We start from the raw sequence: 20,940 nt of genomic DNA, 5'->3' as shown, positions 1-20,940 counted from the left end.
GAGAACCCAACTCTCGGACCGGGCCTACGCTCGTCCATGACGACACCATCTGCCCCACCCAGCAAGCGGAGCTGCCGCCATGCCCTCGAACGACGTCCGGACCCTCCTCCAGGCCGCCGTACCCACCGCTGCCGTCGGCGTTGTCGCCACGGCGGTCAGTGGTGTGGTCGCGGGCGGGAAGGGGGCGCTGGGTGCCGGTGTGGCCGCGGTGGTGGTGACCGTCTTCATGGGTATCGGTCTCATCGTGCTGCAGCGCACGGCGAGGTCGCTGCCGCATCTGTTCCAGGCGATGGGCCTGCTGCTCTACACGACCCAAGTGCTGGCGCTGTTCGTCTTCATGGCCGTGTTCAAGGACACCTCCCTGTTCAACCCCAAGGCTTTCGCTCTGACGTTGGTGATCGCGACGCTCGCCTGGATCGCGGCCCAGGCCCGTGCCCATATGAAGGCGAAGATCCTTTACATCGAGCCGGAGAAGACGGGTACGTCGGCGTGAGAGGTAGGGGCGGGATAAGTGCGAGTTCGAGATCCTGCTATCGTCCGGTTCCAACTGCGGCATCGAGGGCGCGGGCTCCCCAGCTGACGCCTGCTCTTACGACGCGAGGCTCGGAGCAGCCCGGTCGCCGTTCCCACATCCGAAACACCAGTCCAGTGCCGAACCGCGGCTTCCCGCCGCGCCGACACAACGAGGTTGCCGTACCTATGCGCCATGTTGAAGGAGCCCGCGGTGAGTGCTGACCCGACGCAGGTGCTCGCCTTCGAGACCGACTGCCACATCTTCGAGGGCTGTGGCTTCCCGGCCCCCGGCCTGCATTCGTTCCTGTTCAAGCCGCTCTTCGGCGACGGGGACAGCAACTTGTACTTCAACAAGACGATGCTGCTGGCGCTTCTCGGGTCGATCATCATCATCGCCTTCTTCTGGGCGGCCTTCCGCAAGCCGAAGGTTGTCCCGGGCAAGCTTCAGATGGTCGCCGAGGCGGGCTACGACTTCATCCGGCGCGGCATCGTCTACGAGACGATGGGCAAGCGCGAGGGCGAGAAGTACGTCCCCCTGATCGTCTCGTTGTTCTTCTTCGTCTGGATGATGAACCTCTGGTCGATTATTCCGGTCGCCCAGTTCCCGGTGACGTCCATCATTTCCTACCCCCTTGTCCTCGCGCTCATCGTGTACGTGCTGTGGGTCTCGCTGACCTTCAAGCGGCACGGTTTCGTCGGTGCCTTCAAGAACTTCACCGGTTACGACAAGTCACTCGGTCCGGTGCTTCCGCTGGCCATGGGGATCGAGTTCTTCTCGAACCTGCTGGTCCGCCCGTTCACACACGCGGTGCGACTCTTCGCGAACATGTTCGCCGGCCACACCCTGCTGCTGCTCTTCACCATCGCGAGCTGGTATCTGCTCAACGGTATCGGGATCGCCTACGCCGGCGTCTCGTTCGTGATGGTGATCGTGATGACCGTCTTCGAGCTGTTCATCCAGGCCCTTCAGGCGTATGTCTTCGTGCTGCTCACCTGTACTTACATCCAAGGCGCGCTCGCCGAGCACCACTGAGCCACCACCCAAGTCGTCCGATGGCCAACCCCCATCGGTCCGTGAAAGAGAAGGAAGAACTGGCATGTCCCAGAACCTTGCCGCCGTCTCCGGTTCGCTCGGCTCCATCGGCTACGGTCTCGCCGCCATCGGCCCCGGCGTCGGCGTCGGCATCATCTTCGGTAACGGCACTCAGGCCCTCGCCCGTCAGCCCGAGGCTGCCGGCCTGATCCGCGCCAACCAGATCCTCGGTTTCGCCTTCTGTGAGGCGCTCGCCCTCATCGGTCTGGTCATGCCGTTCGTCTACGGCGTGTGATCTTTCAGATCCGATCAGCACCACTAGACGAAAGGCACTGATGTGAACCCTCTGGTTCAGCTCGCGGCCGAGGAGGAGCAGAACCCGCTCGTCCCGCCGATTCCCGAGCTCGTCATCGGCCTGCTCGCTTTTGTCATCGTCTTCGGCCTGCTCGCGTGGAAGCTTCTCCCGAACATCAACAAGGTTCTGGACGAGCGCCGTGAGGCCATCGAAGGCGGCATGGAGAAGGCGGAAGCCGCCAAGACCGAGGCGCAGAGCGTCCTGGAGCAGTACAAGGCCCAGCTCGCCGAGGCGCGTCACGAGGCGGCCCGTCTCCGTCAGGAGGCGACCGAGCAGGGTGCCGCCATCATCCAGGAGATGAAGGCGGAGGGGCAGCGGCAGCGCGAGGAGATCGTCGCCGCCGGTCACGCCCAGATCGAGGCCGACCGCAAGGCGGCCGCCTCGGCGCTGCGACGCGACGTCGGCAAGCTCGCCACGGACCTCGCCGGCAAGCTCGTCGGCGAGTCCCTGGAGGACAGTGCCCGGCAGAGCCGCACCATCGACCGCTTCCTCGACGAGCTCGAGGACGGCGCGTCGACGGCGGAGGCGACCCGATGAATGGGGCGAGCCGCGCGGCGCTGGCCGCCGCACGCGAGCGTCTCGACGCGCTGACCGACAACACGTCGGTCGACGCCTCGAAGCTCGCCGAGGAGCTCACCGCCGTCACCGCGCTGCTCCACCGCGAGGTGTCGCTGCGCCGGGTCCTGACCGACCCCGCGCGGTCCGGCGAGTCCAGGGCCGATCTGGCCGGCGGACTGCTGCGCGGACAGGTCGGCGGCGAGACCGCCGACCTGGTCACCGGCATGGTGCGGTCCCGCTGGTCGCAGCCGCGTGACCTGGTCGACTCGGTGGAGGAGCTGGCGGCCATCGCCGAGCTCACCGCCGCGCAGCGGGCCGGTGACCTCGACGAGGTGGAGGACGAGCTGTTCCGGTTCGGCCGGATCGTCGAGTCCAGCATCACCCTGCGGGCGGCGCTGACCGACCAGTCGGCGACGGTGTCCGCGAAGGCGGCGCTGCTGACCGGTCTGCTCGACGGCCGGGCCAACCCGAGCACCGAGCGTCTGGTTGTGCGCCTGGTCACACTTCCCCGTGGACGTAGCCTGGAAGCAGGTCTTCAGACGTTGTCCCGGCTCGCCGCGGCGCGCCGGGACCGGCTGGTGGCCGTCGTCACGACGGCGGTGCCCCTCACCGAGGGCCAGAAGCAGCGCCTCGGCGCGGCCTTGGCCAGGCTGTACGGTCACCCGATGCATCTGAACCTCGACGTGGACCCCGGGGTCCTCGGCGGAGTCTCGGTCCGCGTCGGCGACGAGGTCGTCAACGGCACGGTCGCGGAGCGTCTCGAAGAGGCGGAACGGCGGCTCGCCGGCTGAGGGCCGACGGTCGGTCCCCTATATCCGATTACAGACATATACCGAGACCAAGAACTGCGGCCCGGTTGGGCCGTGCAGAAATTGCGGAAGATTCCTGGGGGTCGCCCCCAGACCCCCATAGAACTTCGGGCCCAACAAGGAGAGCAGGGAATCCAGATGGCGGAGCTCACGATCCGGCCGGAGGAGATCCGGGATGCGCTGGAGAACTTTGTCCAGTCGTACAAGCCGGACGCGGCCTCGCGCGAGGAGGTCGGGACGGTCAGCGTTGCCGGTGACGGCATCGCGAAGGTCGAGGGTCTGCCCTCGGCCATGGCGAACGAACTGCTGAGGTTCGAGGACGGGACCCTCGGTCTCGCCCTGAACCTGGAGGAGCGCGAGATCGGCGCGGTCGTCCTCGGTGAGTTCAGCGGTATCGAGGAGGGTCAGCCGGTCACCCGTACCGGCGAGGTGCTCTCGGTCGGCGTCGGCGAGGGTTACCTCGGCCGTGTCGTCGACCCGCTCGGTGCCCCGATCGACGGCCTCGGCGAGATCGCGACCGACGACCGCCGCGCCCTGGAGCTCCAGGCTCCGGGCGTCATGGTCCGTAAGTCGGTGCACGAGCCGATGCAGACCGGCTACAAGGCCGTCGACTCGATGGTGCCGATCGGCCGTGGCCAGCGTCAGCTGATCATCGGCGACCGCCAGACCGGCAAGACCGCCCTGGCCGTCGACACCATCATCAACCAGCGCGACAACTGGCGCTCGGGCGACGTGAACAAGCAGGTTCGCTGCATCTACGTCGCCATCGGCCAGAAGGGCTCCACCATCGCGTCCGTACGCGGTGCCCTGGAGGAGGCCGGCGCCCTTGAGTACACGACGATCGTCGCCGCCCCGGCGTCCGACCCGGCGGGCTTCAAGTACCTGGCCCCGTACACCGGCTCGGCCATCGGCCAGCACTGGATGTACCAGGGCAAGCACGTCCTGATCATCTTCGACGACCTGTCGAAGCAGGCCGACGCCTACCGCGCCGTCTCGCTGCTGCTGCGCCGTCCGCCGGGCCGCGAGGCATACCCGGGCGACGTCTTCTACCTGCACTCGCGTCTGCTGGAGCGGTGCGCCAAGCTCTCCGACGACATGGGCGCCGGTTCGATGACGGGCCTGCCCATCGTCGAGACCAAGGCGAACGACGTGTCGGCGTTCATTCCGACCAACGTCATCTCCATCACCGACGGCCAGTGCTTCCTGGAGTCCGACCTGTTCAACGCCGGCCAGCGGCCCGCGCTGAACGTCGGTATCTCGGTCTCCCGAGTCGGCGGCTCCGCCCAGCACCGGGCCATGCGCCAGGTGTCCGGCCGTCTCCGCGTGGACCTCGCCCAGTACCGCGAGCTGGAGGCGTTCGCCGCCTTCGGTTCCGACCTGGACGCCGCGTCGAAGGCGTCGCTCCAGCGTGGTCAGCGCATCGTCGAGCTGCTGAAGCAGCCGCAGTACGCGCCGTACCCGGTCGAGGAGCAGGTCGTCTCCATCTACGCCGGCACCACCGGACGGATGGACGACGTCCCGGTCGAGGACATCAGCCGCTTCGAGAGCGAGCTGCTGGAGCACCTGCGCCGCGAGCGCAAGGAGCTGCTGACCAGCATCGCCGAGGGCGGCAAGATGTCGGACGACACGGTCGAGTCCATCGGTGACGCCATCGCCGCCTTCAAGAAGCAGTTCGAGACCTCGGACGGCAAGCTTCTGGGCGACGAGGCCCCGGCCGGCGTCAACGTCTCCAAGTGACGACGGAAGGGACCTGACTCATGGGAGCCCAGCTCCGGGTCTACAAGCGTCGCATCAAATCCGTCACCGCGACCAAGAAGATCACCAAAGCGATGGAGATGATCGCCGCCTCGCGGATCGTCAAGGCGCAGCGCCGGGTGACGGCCTCGACACCGTACGCGACCGAGCTCACCCGCGCGGTCACGGCGGTGGCGACCGGATCCAACACCAAGCACCCTCTGACCACGGAGGTCGAGGCGCCCGTACGGGCCGCGGTCCTGCTCATCACGAGCGACCGCGGACTGGCGGGCGGCTACTCCTCCAACGCCATCAAGGCGGCGGAGCGGCTCACCGAGCGGCTCAGGAGCGAGGGCAAGGAGGTCGACACGTACATCGTCGGCCGTAAGGGTGTCGCCTACTACGGCTTCCGTGAGCGCACGATCACGGACTCGTGGACCGGCTTCACCGACAGTCCGACCTACGCGGACGCGAAGAAGGTCGCCGGACCGCTGATCGAGGCGGTCCAGCAGGACACGGCGGACGGCGGCGTGGACGAACTCCACATCGTCTTCACCGAGTTCATCTCGATGCTGACGCAGACACCGGTGGAGAACCGGCTGCTGCCCCTCTCCCTCGCCGACACGGCGGGCGGGGACGACGACAAGGCAGACTCGGCGAAGAAGGACGAGATCCTTCCGCTGTTCGACTTCGAGCCGTCGGCGGAGGACGTCCTCGACGCCCTGCTGCCGCGCTACGTCGAAAGCCGTATCTACAACGCGCTGCTCCAGGCCGCCGCCTCCAAGCACGCGGCCACCCGCCGCGCGATGAAGTCGGCGACCGACAACGCCGGGGACCTCATCAAGAGTCTCTCCCGGCTTGCCAACGCGGCCCGCCAGGCCGAAATCACCCAGGAAATCAGCGAGATCGTCGGTGGCTCCAGTGCCCTGGCCGACGCGACCGCGGGGAGTGAAAAGTAATGACGACCACAGTTGAGGCGGCCACCCCGGGAAGCACGGCCACGGGCCGCGTATCCCGGGTCATCGGCCCGGTCGTCGACGTGGAGTTCCCCGTCGACGCGATGCCGGAGATCTACAACGCACTGCACGTCGAGGTGGCCGACCCGGCCGAGGACGGCAAGAAGAAGACGCTGACGCTCGAAGTCGCCCAGCACCTGGGTGACGGAGTCGTACGCGCCATCTCGATGCAGCCGACCGACGGTCTGGTCCGCCAGGCCGTGGTGACGGACACCGGCTCCGGCATCTCGGTGCCCGTCGGTGACGTGACCAAGGGCAAGGTGTTCAACACCCTCGGCCAGATCCTGAACGACCCGGACGGCGAGGCTCAGATCACCGAGCGCTGGCCGATCCACCGCAAGGCCCCGGCCTTCGACCAGCTCGAGTCCAAGACCGAGATGTTCGAGACCGGCCTGAAGTGTGTCGACCTGCTGACCCCGTACGTCAAGGGCGGCAAGATCGGTCTGTTCGGTGGTGCGGGCGTCGGCAAGACGGTCCTCATTCAGGAAATGATCATGCGTGTGGCCAAGCTGCACGAGGGTGTTTCCGTGTTCGCCGGTGTCGGTGAGCGCACCCGTGAGGGCAACGACCTCATCGACGAGATGACCGTGTCGGGCGTCCTGGACAAGACCGCGCTGGTCTTCGGCCAGATGGACGAGCCGCCGGGCACCCGTCTGCGGGTCGCGCTGTCCGCCCTGACCATGGCGGAGTACTTCCGCGATGTGCAGAAGCAGGACGTGCTGCTCTTCATCGACAACATCTTCCGCTTCACCCAGGCCGGTTCCGAGGTCTCCACGCTGCTCGGCCGTATGCCGTCCGCGGTGGGTTACCAGCCGACCCTGGCGGACGAGATGGGTGTGCTCCAGGAGCGCATCACCTCGACCCGCGGTCACTCGATCACCTCGATGCAGGCGATCTACGTGCCGGCGGACGACCTGACCGACCCGGCCCCGGCGACGACCTTCGCGCACCTCGACGCGACGACCGTGCTGTCGCGTCCGATCTCGGAGAAGGGCATCTACCCGGCGATCGACCCGCTGGACTCGACGTCCCGCATCCTGGACCCGCGTTACGTCTCGCAGGACCACTACGACACGGCCAGCCGCGTCAAGGGAATCCTGCAGAAGAACAAGGACCTCCAGGACATCATCGCGATCCTCGGTATCGACGAACTGGGCGAGGAGGACAAGCTCGTTGTCCACCGTGCCCGTCGCGTCGAGCGGTTCCTGTCGCAGAACACCCACGCCGCCAAGCAGTTCACCGGCCTGGACGGATCCGACGTACCGCTCGACGAGTCGGTCTCCGCGTTCAACGCGATCTGCGACGGGGATTACGACCACTTCCCCGAGCAGGCGTTCTTCATGTGCGGTGGTATCGACGACCTGAAGGCGAAGGCCAAGGAGCTCGGCGTCTCCTGAGTCCCCCTCGGACTCGACGGCGGGGGACGGTCTCGTACCGCCCCCCGCCGAACCGCCGATAGTGAACCCCATAGAATCTAGACCGACACCCGGCGACCAAGCCGGGTGGTGACCCGAGGAGCCACCCTTGGCTGCTGAGCTGCACGTCGAGCTGGTCGCCGCGGACCGCAGTGTCTGGTCCGGCGAGGCCACCCTGGTCGTCGCGCGCACCACCTCCGGCGACATCGGCGTCATGCCCGGTCACCAGCCGCTGCTCGGTGTGCTGGAGTCGGGCCCCGTGACCATCCGTACGACCGACGGCGGAACGGTCGTCGCCGCTGTGCACGGCGGCTTCCTCTCGTTCGCCGACAACAAGCTTTCGCTGCTCGCGGAGATCGCCGAGCTGGCGGACGAGATCGACGCCCAGCGTGCCGAGCGCGCGCTGGAGCGTGCGAAGTCCGACGACGACGACGCCGCCGAGCGGCGCGCCGATGTCCGGCTTCGCGCTGTGGCGGTGCGTTGACGCACCGCTTCTGGAATTACCCTCAGCCGCGGCCCGTTCTGGAGTCATCCAGACCGTGTCGCGGCTGAGGCGATGCGGAAGCTGTTTCTGTTCGTTCGTGCGGGTTACTCGATAGGCGAGGAGGTCGGTACAGATGGTCCTCGCTCTGCTTGTCTGCGGACTGGTCGTCGTGCTGGTTGCGGTGGGGCTCTTCGTCTTCGGGCTGCGCCGACGGCTGATCCAGCGGTCCGGCGGGACCTTCGACTGTTCGCTGCGCTGGAACGTGGCGGAGGAGCCCGACACGACCGGCAAGGGCTGGGTGTACGGCGTCGCCCGCTACAGCGGCGACCGGATCAACTGGTTCCGCGTCTTCTCGTACGCGCCCAGGCCCCGTCGCAGCCTTGAGCGCTCGGCCATCGAGGTGCGCGCCCGGCGTGCTCCCGAGGGCGAGGAGGAGCTGGCGCTGCTCTCCGACTCCGTCGTGCTCGGCTGTGTCCACAACGGGACTCGCCTGGAGCTGGCGATGAGCGAGGACGCGCTGACCGGCTTCCTCGCCTGGCTGGAGGCGGCGCCGCCCGGCCAGCGGGTGAACGTGGCCTGAGCTTTCGAGACCCTGAGCCGTCCCGAGCCTTCGGGCGGGGACGGACAACGACGAGGGGGACGGTGCCGGTGGGCACCGTCCCCCTCGCCGTGCGAGCGGAGTGTTACTTCAGACCGTTGCTGATCGCGGTGATCAGTTCGCCGTTCGCGGTGTCACCGGTGAAGTCCCAGAAGAACGCTCCGCCGAGGCCCTGGTTCTTCGCCCAGGTCATCTTCGAGGCGATCGTCGCCGGGGTGTCGTAGCTCCACCAGTTGCTGCCGCACTTCGCGTACGCGGTGCCGCCCACGGTGCCGGTGGCCGGGCAGGTGTTCTTGAGGACCTTGTAGTCCTCGATGCCCGCCTCGTACGTGCCGGGCGCGGCGCCCGTCGCCGTACCGCCCGGAGCGGCCTGCGTGACGCCGGTCCAGCCGCGCCCGTAGAAGCCGATGCCGAGGAGCAGCTTCTTGGCCGGGACGCCCTGCGCCTTGTACTTGGCGATCGCGTCGGCCGAGTTGAAGCCGGCCTGCGGGATGCCCGGGTACGAGGTGAGCGGGGAGTGCGGGGCCGTGGGGCCCTGCGCGGCGAAGGCGCCGAAGAAGTCGTACGTCATGACGTTGAGCCAGTTCATGTACTGCGAGGCGCCGGCGTAGTCGGTGGCGTCGATCTTGCCGCCGCTGGAGGCGTCGGCGGTGACGGCCGCGGTGACCAGGTAGCCGGCACCGAACTTGGCACGCATGGCCTGCATCATGTTCTTCATCGCCGCGGGGCCGCTGGTGTCACAGCTCAGACCGCAGGCGTTCGGGTACTCCCAGTCCAGGTCGATGCCGTCGAAGACATCGGCCCAGCGCGGGTCCTCGACCAGGTCGTAGCAGGACTGCGCGAAGGCGGCCGGGTTCTTCACCGCGTCACCGAAGCCGCCGGACCAGGTCCAGCCGCCGAAGGACCAGAGGACCTTGATGTTCGGGTTGGCGGCCTTGAGCTTGCGCAGCTGGTTGAAGTTGCCGCGCAGCGGCTGGTCCCACGTGTCGGCGACGCCGTCGACGGACTGGTCGGCGGTGTACGCCTTGTCGTAGGCGGCGTAGCTGTCACCGATGGTGCACTTGCCGCCCTGGACGTTGCCGAACGAGTAGTTGATGTGGGTGATCTTCGAGGCGCTGCCGGACGTCACCACGTTCTTGACGTGGTAGTTGCGGTCGTAGACGCCCCACTCGGTGAAGTAGCCGAGCTTGACCTGGTCGCCGGGCGGGGTGCCCGGGTCCGTGCCGCCGCCGGTGGTCCTGACGGCGACCGGGGCGCTGACCGGTCCGGTCTGGTCGGCCGTGTCACGGGCCTGGACGCTGTACGAGTAGCTGGTGCCCGCGGTCAGGCCGGTGTTCGTGTAGGTCGTACCGGTGACCGTGGCGATCTTCGTTCCGTCCCGCAGGACGTCGTAGTTCTTGACGCCCTTGTCGTCGGTGGCGGCGCTCCAGCTGAGCTTCGCCGACGTGTTCGTGATCTCGCTCGCGGTGGGCGTGCCCGGGGCGGTGGGGGCCGCGTCGCCGGGGACGCTGCCGCCGTCGCAGGACAGGCCGTTGAGCTTGCAGTTGGCCGGGGAGCCGGAGCCCGAGCCGGTGCCGTTGAAGCCGAAGGTGACGGAGGCGCCCGGGTTGAGGGTGCCGTTCCAGCCGACGTTCTTGGCCGTCCAGTGGTTGGTGCCGCTCTTGGTGACCGTGGCGTCCCAGGCGGTGCCGACGCCGGTGCCGGCGGGGAAGTCCCACTCGACGGTCCAGGAGGTGAGGGTCGTGGTGCCGGTGTTCTTCACCGTCCACGAGCCTTCGAAGCCGGTGCCCCAGTCGGACTTCTTGGTGTACGTGGCGGTGGCCGATGTGGCGGCCTCGGCGGGGGAGGCCAGGCCGACCATGGCGGCGAGGGGGAGGAGCAGTGCGGTCAGCGCCGCGACGGATCTGGATCTGAATCTGGTTCTTCGGACGGACGTCTTCGTGCTCAAGGGGTACTCCTCGAGTGAGTTCAGAGCAGTTCGGGGATGGTCCGGGTGGTCCGTGAGACCCGACTTCTGCGACGGTTCGCGCACTAGTCAGTGGCGTGAGAGTAAGGAGGTCTGGACCAATCGTCAATAGGTCCAGACCAAAGATGTGACTGGTCGGTATGCCGCCTGATACGTCCCCCGCCCGGGGTCTGTTCAGATCCCCAACTCTTGTGCCAGCACGGCCGCTTGCACCCGGCTGCGCAGCTCCAACTTGCCCAGCAGCCTGCTCACATGCGTCTTGACCGTCGTCTCCGCCATGGAGAGCCGTACCGCGATCTCCGCGTTCGACAGCCCGCCGCCCAGACTCGACAGCACCTCGCGCTCGCGCCGGGTGAGCACGTCCAGCACCGACGGATCCGGCGCGTCCGGCGACGGTACGGCCCTGGGCGAGGCGAACTCCGCGATCAGCCGGCGCGTCACGGCGGGCGCGATCAGCCCCTCGCCGCCCGCCACCGTCCGCACCGCGTCGATCAGGGCGTTCGCCTCGGTGTTCTTCAGCAGAAACCCGGACGCCCCGGCGCGCGGCGCGCCGAAGACGTACTCGTCGAGGTCGAACGTCGTCAGTACGAGCACGTCGGCCAGCTTCTCGCCGACCACCTGCCGGGTCGCCGACACCCCGTCCAGCCGGGGCATCTGCACATCCATCAGCACCAGGTCCGGGCGGAGTTCACGGGCCAGCCGGACGGCCTCCTCGCCGTCCCCCGCCTCGCCGACGACCTCGATCTCCGGCGAGCTGCGCAGGATCAGCACGAGCCCCGCGCGTACCGCGGACTGGTCCTCGGCCACCAGAACCCGGATGGTCATGAAGTGCTGCCCCTCTCGTCGACGGGCAGTTCCGCCCGTACCACCGCTTCGCGGGCGGCCCGCCGCCGGTGCGGCCGCCGAAGTACGGCAAGGCCCGCGCGGTCCACGAGTGGAAGACCGCGGCCCGCTGGGTCGTGGCGTCGGCCGTCGCCGTCGTCCTGCTCCAGGCCGCGGTCTGGTACGTCGGCTCGGACGGGGAGATCGGCTCGCTCCGGATGTGGCAGCAGAAGATGCTCTTCCTGATCGGCGTCAATCTGGTGTGGGCCACCAGCTACACGCTCTTCCCGAAGAAGGGCCCGGGTGCCGCCACCCCGGTGGAGCCGCTGAGGTCCTCCAGCGACACCGGGCGCTAGCGCTCGCCGCCCGGCACCCACAGCACGTCTCCGACCTCCTTGTTGGCCACCCTGGCCAGGATGAACAGGAGGTCGGAGAGCCGGTTGAGATACGTCGCCGTCAGCGGGTTCATGATCTCCCCGTGCGTCTCGAACGCCGCCCACGTCGAGCGCTCCGCGCGCCGTACGACGGTGCACGCCTGGTGCAGCAGCGCCGCCCCCGCCGTACCGCCCGGCAGGATGAAGCTCCGCAGCTTCTCGACCTCCTCCAGGAAGAGGTCGCAGTCCGACTCCAGCTTGTCGATGTACGACTGCTCGACCCGCAGCGGCGGGTACTCGGGTGCCTCCACGACCGGCGTGGAGAGGTCGGCGCCGACGTCGAAGAGGTCGTTCTGGACCCGGACGAGGACCTTCACGACGTCGTCCCTGAGCTGCCCCAGCGCGATCGCCGTACCGATGACGGCGTTCGCCTCGTTGGCGTCGGCGTAGGCGGCGATCCGCGGATCGGTCTTGGCGGTACGGCTCATGTCGCCGAGCGCCGTGGTCCCCTTGTCGCCGGTACGGGTGTAGATACGCGTCAGATTGACCATGGCCCCAGCCTAGGCGCCGCGCGGGTCCCTGGTGGGCGGCGCGGTCAGGCGCCGGCCCTGCGGAACACCCGGGTGCCGACCGTCGTCGACACCAGTGCGAGGGCCGCCGCCACCAGGACGCCGTACAGCATCGCGGTGCTCGCGTAGTCGCCCACGTAACCCGCCCGTACCGCGTCCACCAGATACCGCAGCGGCACGATGTGCGACAGCACGTCCAGCCAGCCCGGGGCCAGCGTCATCGGCAGCACCAGTCCGGACAGCAGCATCACCGGCATCGTCAGCGCGTTGATGACGGGACCGAACTCCTGCGGCGTCGGGACGTTCATCGCCAGCGCGTAGGAGAGCGAGGCCAGCGCCGCTGCCAGGACGGCGACGAAGACGAACCCGATGAGGATCCCGCCCAGCGGCGCCCGCAGCCCCATCGCCACCGCGGCGAGGACCAGCAGCACGGACTGGAAGACGAAGAGCGCCGCGTCGCGCAGCACCCTCCCCAGGAGCAGGGCCAGCCGGCTCACCGGCGTCACCCGCATCCGTTCGAGGACCCCGGTCTGCTTCTCGACGAGGATCGCGAAGCCCGCGAACGAGGCGCCGAGCAGGGCGAGTTGGAGCAGCAGCCCGGGGACCAGGATCTGCCAGGAGTCCGTCTTCCCGCCGAGGGGGAGATCGGTCAGCAGGGGTCCGAAGAAGAACAGGAACAGCAGCGGCATCAGGACGCCGAAGAGGATCTGGAACTTGGAGCGCAGGGTCTGACGGGCGTACCGCCCGAAGACCAGCGCGGTGTCCGAGACCAGGGAAGAGGAGAGAGGGGACACGACGGGAGCCTCCTAGACGGCTACGGGAATGGCGTCGTCCGGCGCGGGAACGCGCCCGGTGATCGCGAGGAAGGTGTCCTGGAGCGAGGCGTCGGGGGAGCCGCCGTACTTCCTCTTCAGCTCGACGGGTGTGCCCTCGGCCGCCACCACGCCCCGGTCGACGACGACCAGCCGGTCGGAGAGTTCGTCGGCCTCGTCCAGGTAGTGGGTGGTGAGGAGGACGGTCGTGCCGTGCTCCTCGCGGATCCGGCGGACCAGGTCCCACAGACCGGCCCTGCTGCCCGGATCGAGGCCGGTGGTCGGCTCGTCCAGGAACAGCACCTCGGGGCGGTGGGTCAGCCCCATCGCGATGTCCAGGCGCCGGCGCTGGCCGCCGGAGAGCGCCGCGCACTTGCGGTCGAGCAGCTCGGACAGGTCCAGGTCGTGCGCCAACTCCTCGGCGCGGAGGACGGCTTCGGCCTTCGTCAGCCGGTACAGCCGCGCCTGGGTGACCAGTTCCTCGCGTACGGAGATGTGCGGGTCGACGCCGCCGGCCTGCGCCACGTAACCGATCCTGCGCCGCACCCGCGCGGGCTCCCGGGCGAGGTCGAACCCGGCGACCGTCGCCGCGCCGCCGGTGGGCGCCAGCAGTGTCGTGAGCATCCGCAGTGTGGTGGTCTTGCCCGCCCCGTTGGGACCGAGGAAGCCGAGGATCTCTCCGGCCCGCACGGTCAGGTCGATGCCGCGCACCGCCTCGACGGTGCCCTGCCTCGTGGAGAAGGACCGGGCGAGCCCGGCCGTACTGATGATTGCCATGGCCCCAGAAAAACAGAGTCACTTAAATTTTGCAACGACTCCAAAAATGCAGGCTCCTGCGAGGGCCCCGACGGGGCGGCGGACGGGTGTGCGCCGCGTTCTACAGTGAGTGGCATGTCCGAAGGGCTCAGGGAGCGCAAGAAGCGCCAGACCAGGCAGTACATCTCCGACGTCGCCACGCATCTGTTCGTCGAGCGCGGCTTCGACGCGGTGACCGTCGCCCAGGTCGCCGAGGCCTCGGACGTCTCCGTCAACACGGTCTACAACTACTTCTCGACGAAGGAAGACCTCTTCCTCGACCGCAGCCGTGGCATCGTCGACCGCCTCTCCCGGTTCGTACGCGCGCGTGACGCCGGCGAGTCGGCGGCCGACGCCGTCCTGCGCGAGCTGCGGGAACTGACCGAGACCGTCTCACCCACCATCGGACTGGACAGCGGCTACGACCGTTTCATGAAGGTCGTCCGGGAATCGCCCTCACTCCAGTCCCGGCTTCTCTCCATCCAGCAGGAGGTTCTGGACAACCTGGAGAAGACGCTCCGCGAGGAGACCGGCGCCGCCGCCGCCGACACCCTGCCCACCCTGGTGGCCGGTCAGCTCGCCTGGGCGCACGGCACGCTCATGGCGTTCGTCGCCCGCAGGATGCTCGAAGGCCGGAACCTTGAGGAGACCTCGCGCGAAGCCCTCGCACTGCTCGACGACATCGAGGAAGTGCTGGGCGAAAAGGTGCTCAAGTACGCGGTACGGCAAGGGTGATGAGCCCTGCCACCACGCCCGCGGATGTGATGTCCGTCATGTGAGACGTGACGCGCATCTCTTCATCACCACAGCGCAGCTCACGACCGATAACCTCCGGCAGAGAGAAATGTAAAGCGCGTGTTAAGCCGCGCGTGGGTCCGCAGCGGAAATCAAGGGGTACGTCGTGGCCAGGAAGCTCGCCGTCATCGGTGCCGGACTCATGGGGTCCGGAATCGCGCAGGTCTCGGCCCAGGCCGGCTGGGACGTCGTGCTGCGAGATGTGACCGACGAGGCCCTGACCCGTGGCAAGGACGCGATCCGCGCCTCGTACGCCAAGTTCGTCACCAAAGGCAAGCTTGAGGAGGCGGACGCGGACGCCGCGCTCGCCCGGATCACCACGACCACCGACCTGGACGCCGCGGGCGACGCCGACATCGTCGTCGAGGCCGTCTTCGAGAAGCTCGACATCAAGCACGAGATCTTCCGGACGCTCGACAAGCTCGTACGTGACGACACCGTCCTCGCCTCCAACACCTCGGCCATCCCGATCACCAGGATCGCCGCGGCGACGCGGCGCCCCGAACGGGTCGTGGGCGCGCACTTCTTCTCGCCCGTACCGATGATGAATCTCTGCGAGCTGGTACGCGGCTACAAGACCAGCGACGAAACCCTCGCCACCACACGGGAGTTCGCCGAATCGGTCGGCAAGACCTGCATCGTCGTCAACCGTGACGTCGCGGGCTTCGTCACCACCCGTCTGATCACCGCCCTCGTCGTCGAGGCCGTCAAGCTCCAGGAGTCGGGCGTCGCGACGGCCGAGGACATCGACATCGCGTGCAAGCTCGGCTTCGGCCACGCCATGGGGCCGCTCGCCACCGCCGACCTCACGGGCATCGACATCCTGCTGCACGCCGCGGACAACATCTACACCGAGTCGCAGGACGAGAAGTTCGCGGCGCCCGAGCTGATGCGCCGGATGGTGGACGCGGGTGACATAGGGCGCAAGAGCGGGCAGGGCTTCTACAAGCACTGACCGCGTTCGGTGGGCGCTGGGCCACATCGACCGTTCCGCCCTCACTCCACCGGGTGAATTCGGTATCAGTTCGCTCACGGACGGCAACTTCCTCGGCCGCGCGGCTGTCAGTTGTTGCACAAAGACATTGCACGAACACAGAGAAGACCGACGCGGAGCACATAAGCATTCGGGGAGCGCATATGTACATCAGGGGCGACCACGCCGAGCTGGTCGTCGAGGGCCGCCTCGACGTCCGCAGCGCGGCGGACGCCCGTACGGTCCTGCACACGGCCGTCGACGACGGAGCCGGCGACCTGGTGCTCGATCTGACCGGACTCGATTCCTGGGACGCCACGGGCCTCGGCGTCATCATGGGCGCGCACCGGCGGGCCGGCCGCTGCGGTCGCCGACTCGTACTGCGCGGTGTGCCCGCCCAGATGCAGCGCCTGCTGGTGGCCACCCGGCTGCACCGCATCCTCGCCATCGAGGGCGGCATCGCAGCAGAATCGCTTCCGCGCGTCTGACCGTTCCGAACCGACCGACCCTCCGGCACCGTCCGCGGAGCCGCGCACCGTCCGCCGTACCACGCACCGTCCGCGGAGCCACGCACAATCCTCACGAGACCGTGACGTCTCGGACGAGGCGGCACCCCGGCTGTTCCTGGATACTGTGCGGAGGTTTAGGGTTTCGGCCGTCGGCCGACCCACACGGCGGGCACCGGACCAGAAGTGACAACGGGGTGTGTGAGGCCGGGAGGGCAACCGCACGCCACGATCTGGGGGGCTTTGACGATGAACCCGACCGACCCGACCCACCCGACGGACCCAGGTCCCGCGGGTGCAGATCCCACGGGCACCGGTCCCGGCGGTACTGGCCCCACCGGCGCCGGGCGCGCCGAGGACAGGTCCGCCGAAGCCGCCGACCGGCCGAGCCCGTGGCTGACGCACCCGACGCCCGCGCGCACCGTCGAGCTGATCTCGGGCGACTTCCTGATCACCGTCAACCCGGTCGACGGCAGCGAGATCGAGCCGTGCCCGCCGGGATCGCAGCCGCCCGCCCCCGTCAGGCTCGACGCCGACGAGCGCGCCGAGCAGCGCCGCGCGGGGCGTCCGCCGATACCGCCCGGCCCCGGCGCGCCCCCGCTCCCGCTGCTGGAGCGTCAGGAGGACCGCGAACAACTCGTGGCGCTGCTCGGACGCGGCCACTCCGTACGGCTCACCGGGTCGGCCGGCTCCGGCCGCACCGCACTCGTCGAAGCCGTCGCCGCCGACTGCGAGGACCTCGCGCCGGACGGGGTCGTACGGCTCTCCGGCCACCACCGCACCATCACCGAGCTGCTGTACGAGCTGTACGCGGCGGTCTACCGGTCCGTGCTGCACCGCCCGGACCGCGCGGGCCTGTTGGGCCTGGTCCGCGGCATCGGCGCGATCGTCGTCGTCGACGACCTCGAATTCGGCGGTGAGCCGCTGGACGAACTCCTGGAAGCCGCACCCGAATGCGCCTTCCTCCTCGCGGTCACGCCGGACGTGGACGCCCCCATCCCACGCTCGCGCCTCGAAGAGGTTCTGCTCGGCGGCCTCGGCCGCGGCGCCTCGCTCGATCTGCTGGAGCGCGCCACCGGGCGCCCGCTGACCGACGAGGAGGCGAACTGGGCCGGCGACCTCTGGTTCGAGTCCGAGGGACTGCCGCAGCGCTTCGTCCAGGCCGCCGCGCTGCTGCGCGGACGCGACAGGCTGCGCGCAGACTCCGAGGCGTACGAGGCGGACGGGGTGTTCGTCCATGAGCTGGCGGACTCCCCGTACGGCCAAGGGCAGGGCCAGGACGACCTGTTCGCGGACGGCGGGCTCACCGCCGACGGGTACGACATACCGCTGCCGACCCTGGGCGAGGGGGCCGCACCGGCCGTGCTGCTCGCTTCCCGGCTCTCCGAGACGGCGCGTGAGACGTTGCGGTTCGCCGTCGCGCTCGGCGGCGAGGTCCCGCACCAGGCCCATCTGCCGGCCCTGGTGGGCGACACCCACGCCGACGCCGCCATCGGCGAACTGATGAGCGCCGGTCTGCTCTCACCCGTCGGCACGCGCTACCGGCTCGCCGCCGGAGCGCTCACCCAACTTCAGGCGCAGGGGTACGGCGACGAGGCCACGTCCCGCGCGCACGTCGCCGTCCAGCACTTCACCTGGTGGGCCGGCCATCCGTCGGTCACCCCGCGCCGGGCCTCGGCCGAGGCGGACGCGCTGCTCGCGGCGATGACGCCGCTGGTGTCCAGCGGCGAGGCGGGGCACGCGAGCGCCGCCGTCCTGCTGGCCAGGGGAGCGGCGCCCGCGTTCATGGCGGGACTGCACTGGGGCGCCTGGGAGCGCGCGCTGCGGATCGGCCAGGAGGCGGCGAGAATCGCCGGAGAGGTCGCCGAAGAGGCTTACTTCCACCACGAGTTGGGGATTCTCGCGCTCTGCGTCGGCAGCCTGGACCGGGCCCGCGCCGAGCTGGAGACCTCGATCGGCATGCGCGGGGCGGTGGCGGACAAGCGGGGCACGGTGTCCGGCCGCAGGGCGCTGGCCCTGGTCAGCGACCGCGAGAACGGGAACACGGCGGTCGTCCCCTACCACCGGGCCGACGACGAACTGCCGGTGTCGCCGCCGCGCGGGGTGTCGATGGTCGTGCCCGTGGCCAACGCGCCGTCGCCGGACGACCGGATGACGCTGGTGACCCGTCGCGACGACACTCCGGCGGCGGGGTCCCCCACGGTCGCGTCGTCCGCGCGCCGGCGCCGTCCGGTGCTGGGCGGCGCGCGCCGCAACCTGGTCGCCGCGGGCGCGGGCGCTGTGCTCGCCGCCGTACTGGGCACGGTCGTGACACTCGGGGCGTCGGGCAACGACACCTCGCCCACGGACCGGGTCCAGACGGACCACTCGACGGACGACGGCGACGGCACCGCCGGATACGACAGCGAGACGCCGACCGACGCGAGCACGAAGAAGCCGGCCAAGCCGGGCGGGGTCCCCGTCAACAATGGGTCGGACGCGCCGACGCCCGGCACCAGCGGCGGCTCCGAGTCCACCGACCCGGGCAACACCCCGTCGGACGGCCCCTCCAGGCCGGACGACGACCCGGGCCCCTCGGACCCGGACCCGACGAGAACCAGCCCGTCCCCGACGAAGCCGACCTCGCCTCCGCCCTCTTCCCCGACATCGCCCTCGCCGTCCACCCCGACATCGCCCCCGCCGTCATCGACCCCGGCGGAGACCCCGGAGCCCCCTGAGTCGGCGACGGTGGGCATCCCGGCCGAACCGGCATCCGTGTCCCCGTCGGACACCCCGGACACCACACCGTCGGTGATCTGACGGGGCGGGCCCCGAGCTCATGGGCAGAGGTAGAACAGCTCGGGGTCGCCCTCGTCGAGACCGTGGACAAGGCCGACCGGGCTCCATCCCGCCCGTTGGAGCAGCCGCTGCATGGGCTGGTTGGAGACATTGGTCGAGGTGAACAGCTTCGGGCTCGCACACGAGGCGGCCGCGTGGTCGAGCAACCGACGCCCAACACCCTTGCCCCGGGCGGCCGGTGCCACCATCAGCATGGTCACGAAGCCCTGCTCGAAGAACGTGTATTCAACGACGCAGTAGCCGAGCAGCCCGGAAGCGTCGTCGGCGACGATCGCCACCCCTTCCCGGCACCATCGGCGGATACTCGCCCGCCGCCCCTCGTCCCCTCCGCGCGCGACCACGTCGACCTCGGTCAACGCCTCCGCGTCCGTCTCCCTCGCGGCGCGCACACCGAACGCGCCGTCCGCCCCACGCGCGCTCATCGCGTCGGGCAGAGCCATCGCAACGCGGCGAGGCTTTTGTCGAGGTAGATGTGACGACCGGTCTCGATGCCGTAGGCCATGTCCTCCAGGACGGCGCACCTGGCATAGAAGGCCGCACGCTCGCCGATCGCCTCGACCTCGTGGGCGCCGGCCGGGTAGCCGCGCAGGGCCCGGTGAAGGGCGTCGGGGCCGAGATCCCGGAGGATGAGCCCGAAGTCGTACGCCGGATCGACGATCGCGGCGTCACTCCAGTCGATGACACCGGTCACTTCCCAGGTGTCCGGGTCGATGAGAACGTGTTCGATCCCCAGGTCGTTGTGGGAGAACACCAGCGGATGTCCGTCAGCCGGCGGCGGCGCGTCCAGGAACGCCCGCAGCGCCGCGCGATGCGCCTCCGGCACTCTCTCGGCGACGGCGGCGTAGGTCTCCCTCGCCTCGTCCAGCCACAGCGCCTTCGGCTGGTCGTCGGGCGTCACCAACTCGGCCACCGAGTCGACCGGTACGCCGTGGAGCCCGCCGAGCAACTCGCCGAGCACAGCGGCGACCGAGGTGCCCTGGGCCGATCGGTGCGGCAGAGGCACGTCGATCAGCGCCAGACCGGGAAGTTTGAAGTAGCCCAGACACCCCTGCTCGGCAACGGTGAACGCGGGCTCGGGTACGGGCACCGGCGAGACACCGGCCACGGCGGCGAGCAGCCGGGCCTCACCGCTCACCTTCGCGGCCCGGCTCCGCGGATCGGGCTCCTTGCTGAACCGCACGATGAGCTCGCCGTTGACCTCGTGGACGCTGTTGTCCTCCCCCTCACCGAGGAAGACCACGCTGTCGACCCGATAGCCGGGCATGCCGGCGGCCACGACACCCCGGACGTCCTCGACACGATCACGATTCCGGCTTCCCATACCGGGACCCTACGCGGCGGCCCGCACGCCGATGCCCCTGAGAACAGCCGCAGTTCGTCGTCCTCGATGCCCCGCTAACGAGCCTCCGGCTCGTTGCCTTGATTGTGTCCTTCGCGTCCGCAGTCGGCACCGGCACTGGATCACCGGCAACCAGTCCGCGTCTGCCCGCGCGTTGGAGGCCGCGACCATCGGCGTACCATGAAGGGTTTGAGAAACGCCCGACCCGACCTCAGCCGGGGCGCATACGGCGGTAGATGAAGGTGAGGAGAGCGTTCGGAGACGAAGCTGACTCAAGTCGCACTGCCCGTGTCGGTGCCACAACCGCCAAGCGGCAGAGATCACGGCCGTGGTTCGGCGCGTCTTCGACCGCGGCCGGCCGCACTCTGCACCGCCAGGCGGAGCACGCCGAGAAAGCTGGGTTCGATGGGCTTTGCTCGCTCATCCGCGTGCGGTGGCCGCTCCCGCACGTTGGTGAGAGCGTCCATCGCAAGCGCACAGCTCCGCTGCTGCCGAGCGCCTGCGTAGAAGTGTGCAGGCTCGCGGCAAAAGCGTCAGCGTTCTGGATACCAACCCCGCGTCGAGAAACGCTCGACCTAAGCCCCACCGTGGTGGACGCGGAGCCGGTGAATGATGCCCGCTTCACTCGCTTCGACC

General features: G+C 69.0%; 21 protein-coding genes and 1 pseudogene. 15 read left to right on the top strand and 7 right to left on the bottom strand.

The genetic code is table 11. From position 1 onward, the window contains the following. Positions 1-79: 79 nt before the first annotated feature. The 10 genes from ACIBBB_RS15850 (at position 80) to ACIBBB_RS15805 (ending at position 8,497) form a co-directional block, all read left to right on the top strand. Positions 80-493, top strand: a complete 414-nt coding sequence (locus ACIBBB_RS15850; RefSeq protein ID WP_398982194.1) for a hypothetical protein — start codon at positions 80-82, stop codon at positions 491-493. Positions 494-724: 231 nt separating this feature from the next. Then, a complete protein-coding gene (gene atpB, locus ACIBBB_RS15845; RefSeq protein ID WP_398982192.1) occupies positions 725-1,546 on the top strand; it encodes a F0F1 ATP synthase subunit A in 822 nt (273 codons plus the stop codon). A gap of 64 nt (positions 1,547-1,610) precedes the next feature. Then, positions 1,611-1,841, top strand: coding sequence for an ATP synthase F0 subunit C (gene atpE / locus ACIBBB_RS15840; protein WP_242571200.1), 231 nt, complete (start codon positions 1,611-1,613; stop codon positions 1,839-1,841). Positions 1,842-1,883: 42 nt separating this feature from the next. Next, positions 1,884-2,438, top strand: a complete 555-nt coding sequence (locus tag ACIBBB_RS15835; protein ID WP_398982189.1) for a F0F1 ATP synthase subunit B — start codon at positions 1,884-1,886, stop codon at positions 2,436-2,438. Further along, positions 2,435-3,250 carry a F0F1 ATP synthase subunit delta gene (locus tag ACIBBB_RS15830; RefSeq protein ID WP_398982187.1) on the top strand — a complete coding sequence of 272 codons (816 nt, stop codon included), beginning with the start codon at positions 2,435-2,437 and terminating at the stop codon, positions 3,248-3,250. Before ACIBBB_RS15835 ends, ACIBBB_RS15830 begins: the two co-directional genes overlap by 4 nt. Positions 3,251-3,406: 156 nt before the next feature. Further along, positions 3,407-5,005, top strand: a complete 1,599-nt coding sequence (gene atpA / locus ACIBBB_RS15825; protein WP_398982185.1) for a F0F1 ATP synthase subunit alpha — start codon at positions 3,407-3,409, stop codon at positions 5,003-5,005. Positions 5,006-5,025: 20 nt separating this feature from the next. Continuing rightward, a complete protein-coding gene (locus ACIBBB_RS15820) occupies positions 5,026-5,961 on the top strand; it encodes a F0F1 ATP synthase subunit gamma (RefSeq protein WP_398982183.1) in 936 nt (311 codons plus the stop codon). Then, positions 5,961-7,415 carry a F0F1 ATP synthase subunit beta gene (gene atpD / locus ACIBBB_RS15815; RefSeq protein WP_398982181.1) on the top strand — a complete coding sequence of 485 codons (1,455 nt, stop codon included), beginning with the start codon at positions 5,961-5,963 and terminating at the stop codon, positions 7,413-7,415. Before ACIBBB_RS15820 ends, atpD begins: the two co-directional genes overlap by 1 nt. Positions 7,416-7,542: 127 nt before the next feature. Then, positions 7,543-7,917, top strand: coding sequence for a F0F1 ATP synthase subunit epsilon (locus tag ACIBBB_RS15810; RefSeq protein ID WP_189105439.1), 375 nt, complete (start codon positions 7,543-7,545; stop codon positions 7,915-7,917). Between the two features lie 133 nt (positions 7,918-8,050). Then, on the top strand, positions 8,051-8,497 hold the full coding sequence (locus tag ACIBBB_RS15805) for a DUF2550 domain-containing protein (protein WP_189105438.1): 447 nt from the start codon (positions 8,051-8,053) through the stop codon (positions 8,495-8,497). Positions 8,498-8,600: 103 nt separating this feature from the next. Here ACIBBB_RS15805 and ACIBBB_RS15800 read toward each other — a convergent pair whose 3' ends face one another. Together ACIBBB_RS15800 and ACIBBB_RS15795 are read right to left on the bottom strand one after the other, a co-directional pair. Further along, on the bottom strand, positions 8,601-10,463 hold the full coding sequence (locus ACIBBB_RS15800; RefSeq protein WP_398982178.1) for a glycosyl hydrolase family 18 protein: 1,863 nt from the start codon (positions 10,461-10,463) through the stop codon (positions 8,601-8,603). 192 nt (positions 10,464-10,655) lie between these two features. After that, positions 10,656-11,306, bottom strand: a complete 651-nt coding sequence (locus tag ACIBBB_RS15795) for a response regulator (protein ID WP_398982176.1) — start codon at positions 11,304-11,306, stop codon at positions 10,656-10,658. Between the two features lie 32 nt (positions 11,307-11,338). Between ACIBBB_RS15795 and ACIBBB_RS15790 the strand changes: the two are divergent. After that, positions 11,339-11,659: pseudogene (locus tag ACIBBB_RS15790) on the top strand (hypothetical protein); the annotation flags it as partial. On the opposite strand, the gene ACIBBB_RS15785 reads toward ACIBBB_RS15790, so the two are convergent. The 3 genes from ACIBBB_RS15785 to ACIBBB_RS15775 are packed head-to-tail and all read right to left on the bottom strand — an operon-like array spanning position 11,656 to position 13,835. Then, positions 11,656-12,228 carry a cob(I)yrinic acid a,c-diamide adenosyltransferase gene (locus ACIBBB_RS15785; RefSeq protein ID WP_398982174.1) on the bottom strand — a complete coding sequence of 191 codons (573 nt, stop codon included), beginning with the start codon at positions 12,226-12,228 and terminating at the stop codon, positions 11,656-11,658. The pseudogene ACIBBB_RS15790 and the gene ACIBBB_RS15785 sit on opposite strands and share 4 nt — an antisense overlap. A gap of 44 nt (positions 12,229-12,272) precedes the next feature. Next, positions 12,273-13,040: an ABC transporter permease gene (locus ACIBBB_RS15780; RefSeq protein ID WP_398982172.1), complete on the bottom strand. Its 768-nt coding sequence runs from the start codon at positions 13,038-13,040 to the stop codon at positions 12,273-12,275. 12 nt (positions 13,041-13,052) lie between these two features. Further along, a complete protein-coding gene (locus tag ACIBBB_RS15775) occupies positions 13,053-13,835 on the bottom strand; it encodes an ABC transporter ATP-binding protein (RefSeq protein ID WP_398982170.1) in 783 nt (260 codons plus the stop codon). A gap of 114 nt (positions 13,836-13,949) precedes the next feature. Here ACIBBB_RS15775 and ACIBBB_RS15770 point away from each other — a divergent pair, with 114 nt between their 5' ends. The 4 genes from ACIBBB_RS15770 (at position 13,950) to ACIBBB_RS15755 (ending at position 18,926) form a co-directional block, all read left to right on the top strand. Next, positions 13,950-14,588 (top strand): TetR/AcrR family transcriptional regulator, encoded by a 639-nt coding sequence (locus ACIBBB_RS15770; RefSeq protein WP_398982168.1) that lies wholly within the window; start codon positions 13,950-13,952, stop codon positions 14,586-14,588. A 166-nt stretch (positions 14,589-14,754) separates the two neighbouring features. Continuing rightward, positions 14,755-15,603: a 3-hydroxyacyl-CoA dehydrogenase family protein gene (locus ACIBBB_RS15765; protein WP_398982166.1), complete on the top strand. Its 849-nt coding sequence runs from the start codon at positions 14,755-14,757 to the stop codon at positions 15,601-15,603. A gap of 182 nt (positions 15,604-15,785) precedes the next feature. Then, a complete protein-coding gene (locus ACIBBB_RS15760) occupies positions 15,786-16,109 on the top strand; it encodes an STAS domain-containing protein (RefSeq protein ID WP_189105430.1) in 324 nt (107 codons plus the stop codon). 267 nt (positions 16,110-16,376) lie between these two features. Next, a complete protein-coding gene (locus ACIBBB_RS15755; RefSeq protein ID WP_398982164.1) occupies positions 16,377-18,926 on the top strand; it encodes an ATP-binding protein in 2,550 nt (849 codons plus the stop codon). A gap of 17 nt (positions 18,927-18,943) precedes the next feature. Here ACIBBB_RS15755 and ACIBBB_RS15750 read toward each other — a convergent pair whose 3' ends face one another. Together ACIBBB_RS15750 and ACIBBB_RS15745 are read right to left on the bottom strand one after the other, a co-directional pair. After that, complete coding sequence (locus tag ACIBBB_RS15750) at positions 18,944-19,405, bottom strand: GNAT family N-acetyltransferase (RefSeq protein ID WP_398982162.1); 462 nt, start codon at positions 19,403-19,405, stop codon at positions 18,944-18,946. Continuing rightward, positions 19,384-20,286, bottom strand: coding sequence for a phosphotransferase family protein (locus tag ACIBBB_RS15745; protein ID WP_398982160.1), 903 nt, complete (start codon positions 20,284-20,286; stop codon positions 19,384-19,386). The genes ACIBBB_RS15750 and ACIBBB_RS15745 overlap by 22 nt, the downstream gene beginning before the upstream one ends. Positions 20,287-20,940: the final 654 nt, after the last annotated feature.

This window comes from Streptomyces sp. NPDC051217 (genome assembly GCF_044455465.1).
Lineage (GTDB): Bacteria > Actinomycetota > Actinomycetes > Streptomycetales > Streptomycetaceae > Streptomyces.
This window is presented reverse-complemented; position numbering and strand designations above follow the sequence as displayed.